At 41.9% G+C, this 9519-nt stretch carries 6 protein-coding genes; 5 read left to right on the top strand and 1 reads right to left on the bottom strand.

Translation table 11 applies throughout. The features are described 5' to 3' along the window. Positions 1-176: 176 nt before the first annotated feature. Positions 177-881, bottom strand: coding sequence for a FadR/GntR family transcriptional regulator (locus WG905_RS16790; protein ID WP_339592907.1), 705 nt, complete (start codon positions 879-881; stop codon positions 177-179). 247 nt (positions 882-1128) lie between these two features. On the opposite strand from WG905_RS16790, the gene WG905_RS16785 reads away from it, so the two are divergent. The 5 genes from WG905_RS16785 to WG905_RS16765 all read left to right on the top strand — a co-directional run bounded on the left by WG905_RS16785 (position 1129) and on the right by WG905_RS16765 (position 9513). Beyond that, positions 1129-4431: a SusC/RagA family TonB-linked outer membrane protein gene (locus WG905_RS16785; RefSeq protein WP_339592906.1), complete on the top strand. Its 3303-nt coding sequence runs from the start codon at positions 1129-1131 to the stop codon at positions 4429-4431. A 44-nt stretch (positions 4432-4475) separates the two neighbouring features. Next, positions 4476-6020, top strand: coding sequence for a SusD family outer membrane lipoprotein NanU (gene nanU, locus WG905_RS16780; protein ID WP_339592905.1), 1545 nt, complete (start codon positions 4476-4478; stop codon positions 6018-6020). Positions 6021-6120: 100 nt separating this feature from the next. After that, positions 6121-7065, top strand: a complete 945-nt coding sequence (locus tag WG905_RS16775; RefSeq protein ID WP_339592904.1) for a dihydrodipicolinate synthase family protein — start codon at positions 6121-6123, stop codon at positions 7063-7065. 38 nt (positions 7066-7103) lie between these two features. Further along, positions 7104-8285, top strand: coding sequence for a galactose oxidase (locus WG905_RS16770; protein ID WP_339592903.1), 1182 nt, complete (start codon positions 7104-7106; stop codon positions 8283-8285). Continuing rightward, the gene (locus tag WG905_RS16765) at positions 8272-9513 is read left to right on the top strand and encodes an MFS transporter (protein WP_339592902.1); all 1242 of its coding nucleotides are present in this window, start codon (positions 8272-8274) and stop codon (positions 9511-9513) included. Before WG905_RS16770 ends, WG905_RS16765 begins: the two co-directional genes overlap by 14 nt. Positions 9514-9519: the final 6 nt, after the last annotated feature.

The following is a 9519-nucleotide window of genomic DNA, read 5'->3' as shown; positions in this document are numbered from 1 at the left end:
TGGTAACGCTGGCGCTAGATAAGGGTGAGTCCACAGTGAGTGCACCATGAGTCCACATTGAGTCCACGTTTTACCGAACAAACCGTGGGCTCACTGTGGACGGACTGCGGTGTCAGTGTGCTTTCATTACCTTCTCTGCACAAATCGTCCCTATAGGAAGCAGCGGTTTAAAAAATCTAGGAAAAGAGCCTGATGAAGTGGTTTTCCAGGTGATTGCGCATGCCGTTTCTAAAGAGTTCAGGTGAACCGTTTTCAAGAATATCGACCAGTCCTTTATGCGAAACAAACCTTTGAACCTGAGCTTGTTTTTTTAACAGGCCACTATTGTGCACGTAGTCAAATACTGGTAATAGCATTTTTTGAAATTTCTTCAACGTATCATTTCCCGCTATCTCATACAGCTTTCCATGAAAAATGATTTCATAATCTATATTAAAGATCATGTCCTTCGAAGTATCAGGCTCATTTTTAACAATTTCCTTTAATTCTTCAATATCCTGTGGGGTTACACGCTGGAATAAAAGATCTGCCATCCCAATTTCTATCACCAGCCTTAATTCAAAAATTTCTCTTAAAGTACTTTCATCCAGAATATGAGGATTCATGCTTTTGCTGAGAATGCCAAAAATATCCGGACTGGTGATCACAGAGCCTTTCTTTTTCTTAGTGTCTATCCATCCCATCAGTCTTAGCCTTAAAAGGGCTTCCCGTGTAACCGTTCTGCTTACCCCCAGCGCCTTGGAAAGGTCTATCTCTTTTGGAATGCTATCGCCCACCTTTAACTTTCTGTCCACTAACAGCTGGATAAGGTTAGCTTCCACCTTATCAACTAAGGTGCTCGTATCTAATTGAGTAAAGGTACCGGGGGAATATGATTCCATAATATGTATGATAATATAAGGAGAGTTAAGGCCTAAAATAAGCTAAAAATGCCGATTGTGAAAAAATGTTTTGTAAATGTGACATAAGATCTTGTTTTATCCAAATATAAATATCAACTTAGTTTTATTATGTTATACATAATACTAGTTATAGTGAAGACTAAATGTAATTAGCCACTAACCAATTGACAACCCGACTAACCAAACTAATCAATTAGTAACCTAAACAACTCCCAACTAACCAATTATGAAACAGTTTAATTTAAAAACAATTGTTTTTGTTTTTTGCCTCTTATCCAGTATGATGGTGATGGCACAAAGCAAGAAAGTAACCGGCACCGTTATAGGAGCGGATGACGGCCAAACGATCCCGAGTGTCAGTATAATGATTAAAGGAACCGGCCAGGGAACGCAAACAGATATCAACGGTAAATTCGCCTTAACCGCTTCTTCCAATGATGTATTGGTGTTTACTTATGTGGGTTACAATACCCAGGAGCTTACAGTAGGCGACAAAACTACTTTAAAAGTGAGCTTAATTGCCGCCTCAGCAAAGTTAGATGAGGTGGTGGTAGTAGGTTACGGCACACAAAGCAGGCGCAACATTACCGGCTCTATTGCAAAATTAGACAAAGAAGTGCTGGCCAATACGCCACGTGCAAACATCGGAAGTGCCTTACAAGGTACCGTTTCCGGTTTACAGGTGGTCGCTGCTACAGGACAGCCTGGGCAGTCACCAGTCATTCTATTAAGGGGTGGTGCTTCTATTAATAACCCGGGTTCGCCTTTGGTTATTGTTGACGGGGTAATCAGGGCCTTTAATGATGTGGCTTCAGAGAATATAGAATCCATAGAATTGCTAAAAGACGCTTCTGCAACGGCAATTTATGGTGCACGTGCAAATAACGGGGTGATCTTAATTACCACCAAAACAGGTAAAAGTGGTGCTGCAGAAATTTCTTATAAATTTACCGGCGGCTATAACAAAATGAGGGATGGTTACCAATACATGGGGGCCAAAGATTATATTTATTATACCCGTTTAGGTTATTTTAACGCAAACAGAACCCTGGCACAGACCAATGCTTCAAGAGGGCTTGGCCTTTCTACCAATGGTGCAGATCTGGCGAGTTTCGACATCAGGCCTTATATTGCCGGTACCACAACACTGCCTGCAGGATGGGATACGGTTGACGACCCTTTTGGTGGTCAGATCATGTTTAAAGATCACGGTGGTGAAGTTGAAGACCTGGTTTTTAGAAATACCTATACCAAAGACCATTATGTAAGTGCTACAGGTGGTAACGACAAAGGCAAATATTTTGCCGCCTTTGATGCGTATAATGAAGATGGTGTAATTGTTGGTTCTACCTATAAAAGATATAATGGTGATATCAACGGATCTTACAAAGTAAAACCGAATATCGAAATAAGTACAGGGGTAAGTTTATCCACCTCTTCCCAGTTGGGAACTGTAGGTGGTGAAGTGAATACCCTTTACCGCAGTATGGCAATATGGCCAACTTTCAACCCATGGTTAGATGAAGCTAAAACTAGTCCGAACCCGGGTAACTCCTCTGCTGATGGTAACCCATTGTATTGGTTGGGGCGTGTAAACCGCAGTAATGAGGTAAACAGGGTTGTGGCAAATGCAGGCGTAAAATGGGACATCATCCCAGGCTTATATTTTAAAGCAACTGGTAATGCTTACTTGTTTGAAAATATAAATCAGAGTTTCCAGAAATCTACGCAAACGTATGCCAACGTTTTTGCCGGTACCATTGGTAACAGCAGCAGGGATGCCATCCACAGGACGGAGAAAGATTTCCAGACACAGTTCAATGGTATTTTGAACTATAACAAAACCATTGCCGAAAAACACAACCTTAATGTGATGGCTGGTGCTGAGTACTTTAATGTGAAGTCATCTGATACGCAGATCTACGGTACAAATGCGCCTACAGATGATATTCCAACACCAAATGCCTCTACCTTATTCCCGGCTAATAATTCAACAACGGCTACACCGAATAACAATTACGGCATTAAATCAGAATATAGAATTCTTTCTGCTTTAGGAAGATTGGCTTATGATTTTGATCAGAAATACTTGTTTACTGCGGTATTCAGGATGGATGCAGTTTCCAGTTTAGCATCCAACAACCGTAATGGATTCTTCCCTGGTATGTCTGCCGGCTGGAATGTTCACCGCGAAGACTTCTTCAAAAATTCTGTTCTTAGTAAATATATCTCCACTTTGAAACCACGTATCAGTTATGGTGAAAATGGTAACGTTGCAGGTTTGGGTCGATATGAAGTTCAGGGTGTTTACGGTTTGCAAGGTAATTATAATGGTAATGCAGGATTCTTAAACACAGGCGTAATCAATAGTGATCTGCGTTGGGAAAAAAGCAGGACCACCGATATTGGTTTAGACCTTGGCTTGCTTGGGGATAAAATCAACTTAATTTTTGATTACTACAACAGGGAAACCAGTGATTTGTTAACCAATTTGGCGCTACCGAATTACACAGGTTTCAATACTTTCAGGACTAACTTAGGTACTTACCAGAACAAAGGTTATGAGTTTGCGCTAAATGTGAATGTGCTAAACACGACCGACTGGAGAGTAAGCGCTGGTGCAAATGCGTCCTTCGTTAAAAATAAAATTTTGCAACTTCCTTTTAATGGTAATGAATTCAACAGACAAGGTGGATTGCAGGTTTTTGATTCTGCATCAGGACAGGTGATCTGGGTTGGTGGTTTACAGGAAGGACAAACTTTAGGTGATATCTATGGCTATAGACAAGTATCTATTTTCAAAGATGAGGCTGATGTTGCTGCCGTTGCAGGTAATCGCAGGGATGCGATCGCCGGCATCACAGGACCAAACCTTGCTGCAGGCTTAAATGGCCGTATCACTCCCGGTGATGTGAACTGGCAGGATGTAAATGGTGATGATATCATTGACACAAGGGACCAGGTCTATTTGGGTAATATTTATCCGAAATGGACCGGTGGTTTCAATTTGAGCGTTTCTTATAAAGCACTTTCGATGTATAACCGTTGGGATTATGCGATCGGACATACCATTTACAATGATTTAGTAGCCAGAACTTTAGGTAACTACCAGGGAACATTTAATTATATTGATCTACAAAAACAAGCCTGGTCGCCGACAAATACCGTAACAGACATTCCTAAAGTCTATTATGCAGATCAGGTAGCCGGATCGAAACAAAACTATACAAGAGCTAATAATGCAGGTGCCGTGTTAAATGGTAACAACTCAAATTTCTATGAAAAAGGAGATTACCTTGCTTTAAGGGAAATTACCTTCTCTTATAATCTGCCTAAAAATCTATTGGATAAAGCGGGATTTATTTCTAAAGCCCGTGTCTATGTAACAGGAAGCAATTTATTGTACATCACTAAATTTTCAGGTCCTTCACCGGAAGCCCCAATTAGTAATGGGTCAATTTCTGGTATTTACACAGGTACATACCCTACACCAAGATCGTTTGTGATGGGTGTTCAAGTAGGTTTTTAATTTCAGATATATTTCATCACCGTTAGAAAACAAATCTTATCCCAATGAAAACAAACATAAGAAATATCATCACTATTATAGGAATTAGCGCCATAGCCTTTAGTGCATGTAAAAAAGACCTGGATTTAAATCCAATCAGCAATTTAAGTGATGCCAGTTACTGGAAAACCACAGATCAATATGATGCTTTTGTGAGTGGTTTACACACCAGGTTTCGCAGTCACAGTACCAGTTTTGTACGCCTGGGCGAATTCCGTTCAGAAATTTTTGGAACCGATCCGGGTTCAACAGCTACTTTCACAGGTGAGGCCACACAGGGCCTTGAACGGATGTGGCTGCAAACTTTAGACCCGGATAACCCTGGGGTAACTAATTTCGGCGGCTTTTATGACAACATCAACCAAATTAACCTGCTTATCGATAAGCTAAATACGGCGACCATTGTTTCGGATGCAACCAAGAAAAATTACCTTGGAATGGCGTATGGCATGCGTGCTTTCTATTATTTCCAGTTATACAGAAGCTGGGGTAAAGCAATTATTCAGACAGAACCCACCGCAACGATTGATGTAGCCAACTTGTCAAAACCTGCCTCCACTGCCGATGAAGTGATGGCCTTTATTAAGGCGGATATTGACTTATCCAATACCAATTATGAAAACGACTACACCTTTTCTACCAGGAGCAAAAAGGCTTACTGGTCGAAATCTGCTACTCAAATGCTGAAAGCAGAAGTTTATTTATGGACGGCCCATAGAACGGGCGGTACTCAGGATGCAACTACTGCAAAAATAGCGCTGACAGATATTCAGTCAAATGCATTGGGATTGACCTTGTTGCCAAACTTTGCTGACGTTTTTACCTCGAGCAATAAAGATAACAATGAAATTATTTTTGCGGTAAGAAACAGACTCAATGAAGCTACATTGACTTTCATCGGTGACTTTGTACCGCAGACCAGCTTAATCGTCAACTTTCATGATTCTATAGCCAATCGTAAATTTGATGTAACCACTGATAACTATGGTGGTCTTTTAAGGGCTCCGGTTAAAATAGCGACGTATAGAAAGTACAGCGATCTTGATTTACGGAAAAGCAGCACAATACAGTCGGCTTATTCCAAAACTCCAACCGGACCATATGTCATTGCCGGCGCTTTCCTTAGAAAATACCAGGGGGAGCAAAATGCCAATGCCAGAGCTTACACCAATGATTTCCCGATTTACCGCTACGCTGATTTATTACTCTTGTTAGCAGAAGCAAAAGTGGTGCTTGGCGAAAGTCCGGCAACAGAAATTAACCTGGTTCGTGCAAGGGCTTATGGCAGTAATTATAATGCTACAACTTTAGGTTTCCCTAACATGGCCATTGATGCCAATCCAAGAGAGGCTATCTTGCAGGAGCGCTTGCTGGAGTTTATCGGAGAAGGTAAAAGATGGTATGATTTAAGGCGTATGGGTGACAATTTTGTGTATGCAAAAACTAATCTGACAGCTGCCCAGGCTTATAAACTGTTATGGCCAATTGACCGCTTAACGCTAACTAATAACAGGTCGCTGGAACAAACAGAAGGTTATCCTTTATTTTAATTTTCCTTCTGCGGGGTAGCGGTCACCATATTGTTACCCTGCAGATTTTTCATATTGCTTTGTAAAAAGGCATTTTTATTAAATTATAAAACATTACACCATGTCATTTCAAAAAATAGAAGGCTTAGTTGCCGCCCCTTTCACGCCCATGGATGCGCGTGGAAATATTAACACGGAAATCATCCCTGCTTATTACAGTTTTTTAAAAAGCAATAAAGTTACCGGAGCTTTCATCTGCGGATCCACCGGCGAAGGGGTATCCATGACTACGGATGAAAAAAAACAAGTTGCCTCTGCCTGGGCTGCAGCTACTAAAGGTGATCAGGACTTTAAAGTGATGTTGTTTTTAGGCGGCACCAGTATTGCTGATTGTAAAGAATTAGCCCTTCATGCCAAAGAGATAGGTTTATACGCCATTTCCTTTACTGCCCCTTTTTACTTTAAACCGGCTAATGTAGAGATGCTAGCCAAAGCCTGTGCTGAAGTTGCTGCCGTGGTTCCTGATATGCCTTTTTACTATTACCATATTCCTGTGTTAACTGGAGTAAACTTTGCCATGTACGATTTGCTGCAGGCGGTGAATGATTTGGTGCCAAATTTTGCAGGGGTGAAATATACACATGAAGATTTCATGGATTTCCTCTCTTGTATCCATTACAATAATGGTAAATATGATATGCTTTGGGGCCGTGATGAAAATATGCTTTCTGCATTGGTATTAGGTACCAAAGGTGCTGTAGGCAGTACATTTAACTATGCAGCTCCTTTATACTATGATATGATTGCTGCTTTTGAAGCAAATGACCTTAAAAAGGCGCAGTTCTTACAGCAACAATCAATAGATATGATCAGGTTGCTGGGCAAATATGGTGGCATCAGTACCGGAAAAGCATTCCTCAAACTGGTAGATATTGATTGTGGCGAATTCAGGTTGCCTGTTAAAAATATGGATGCGGCGCAGTTTGAACTGTTTAAGCAGGATGTTGATGCCGTTGGTTTTCATACCTTCAAATCGAAATCTGCTGAAGTAGCGGCTGGAAATTAAAATTATCCTAGATTAGTTCAGGATTTATATCAAGTTAAATGAATAAACTTCTAATCACCTTATCATTACCTTTTATGCTCATGACTACAGATGCTGATGCCCAGCGCTCGCCCATTAAACAGGTGGACTGGACATTGGTGGCCAAATTACAAAACCCTGATGGGAGTCCTTCACTAGGTTTTGCCGGTGCCATAAATGCGGTAAGCAACAAGGTGCTGATTGTTGCCGGAGGGGCTAATTTCCCTGATAAAATGCCCTGGGATGGTGGTAAAAAATATTATTCCAATGAAATACAGGTGCTGCAGCACAAGGGTGATCAATTTACCTGGGATGCAGCAGTAAAAGATTCGCTACCCGAAGCAATTGCCTACTGCGGCATGACAAGCACTGATTTAGGGGTTGTATATGCTGGAGGCGAAAACGATAAAGGACTTTCAAAAAATGCTTTTATGCTGAACTGGGATCCGGCTCAGCATAAAATTGTAGTAAAAGCCTTACCGGATCTACCCTTTGCGGTGACAAATATTGGCCTTAGCCATATCGGTAATATAGTTTTTGCCATTGGTGGCGACCGGGAAAAGCAAAGCTCATCTGCTGCTTTAAAACTAGATCTAAACCAGGCTATTCCGCAATGGGAAACTTTGCCTGCTTTACCAACTGCCCTGGCCAACGCTGTGGTGGTGGCACAGGCTGCTGAAGTTTATGTGATAGGCGGCAGAACGAAAACTGCTTCGGGTATTTCTGACCTTCATGGAACTGTTTATGCCTATGATCCCCAAAAACAATGCTGGAGATCCTGCGCAGCCATTACTGATGGACAGCAAGAAACCAACTTCTCTGCAGGTGCCGGTGTGGCCATCGGTAAGGATATGATCTTGATTACCGGCGGCGATAATGGCGAAGTATTTCACAAAATAGAAACCTATATTTCGCAGATTGCCCAAACGGAAAGCCCGGAGGAAAAGGCAAAACTGACCGCAGAAAAAAATGCGCTGAGCATCAATCATAAAGGATTTTACAAAGCCATGCTCCTTTACCATATACCAACCAATACATGGCGTAAAATAGGCGATATGCCTTTTCCTGCGCAGGTTACCACTACTGCAGTGAAATGGGAAGAAGATATCATCTTGTCAAATGGTGAAGTAAAACCAGGCGTACGAACGCCGAATGTAATGTCAGGTAAAATAAAACAAGTAAATCAACATGAAAGAAACTAAAAGTTATGCCTGGGTAGTTGTTGGGTTGCTATGGGTAGTTGCCTTGTTAAATTACATGGACCGGCAAATGTTGTCGACCATGAAACCTGCCATGCAGATCGATATTGCGGAACTGCAGTCGGCCACTAACTTCGGCTACCTGATGGCTATATTTCTCTGGATCTATGGCTTCATGAGTCCTGTGGCTGGTATTGTTGCCGACAAAGTAAACCGGAAATGGCTTATTGTGGTCAGCTTATTTGTTTGGTCGGCCGTTACTTTTTTAATGGGTTATGCCACAACTTTTAATCAATTATATTGGTTAAGGGCATTGATGGGGGTAAGTGAGGCCATGTACATTCCTGCGGGACTGGCTTTAATTGCAGACTTCCATTCGCCGAAAACCAGGTCACTCGCCATCGGTATCCACATGACTGGTCTTTATATGGGCCAGGCTTTAGGCGGTTTTGGAGCTACCATCGCTGACCGTTTTTCATGGCAGCAAACCTTCCACTCTTTTGGTATTGCCGGCATCATCTATGCAGTAGTGCTGGTGTTCTTTTTAAGGGAGAAGAAGGTGGAGGTGGAGGAGACCTTTTCAGACAAAATTACCATCAAGTTGAAGCCTTCTCTTTTTAAGGGACTGGCACTGCTTTTATCCAACTTATCGTTTTGGATTATCCTTTTTTACTTTGCGATACCAAGCTTACCGGGATGGGCAGCTAAAAACTGGTTGCCTACCTTATTTTCTCAGAATCTCGATATCCCGATGGCCACAGCAGGTCCTTTATCTACCATCACCATTGCGGCATCCTCCTTTATCGGTGTGATCTTCGGTGGTATCCTCTCTGATAAATGGGTGCAAAAGAACCTGAGAGGGCGGATTTATACCAGCGCCATCGGTATCGCCTTAACCATTCCTTCTTTATTGCTCCTGGGCTTTGGTCATTCCTTTTTACATTTGGTCGGTGCTGCGGTTTGCTTCGGTGTGGGCTTCGGTATGTTCGATGCCAATAATATGCCTATCCTTTGCCAGTTTGTTGCCGCAAAATACCGTGCAACGGCCTACGGACTGATGAATATGACCGGTGTGTTTTTTGGTGCTTTTATTACCGACCTCCTTGGAAAATCGTCTGATGCAGGCAACCTTGGAAAAGATTTTGCCATGCTGGCAGGATTTGTCGTGGTGGCACTGGTGATGCAATTGTATTTCTTGCGACCAAAGCACAATGATTTTATTGACGCTTAATTTTTT

Origin of the sequence: Pedobacter immunditicola (assembly GCF_037482985.1) — a bacterium.
Lineage (GTDB): Bacteria > Bacteroidota > Bacteroidia > Sphingobacteriales > Sphingobacteriaceae > Pedobacter > Pedobacter immunditicola.
This window is presented reverse-complemented; position numbering and strand designations above follow the sequence as displayed.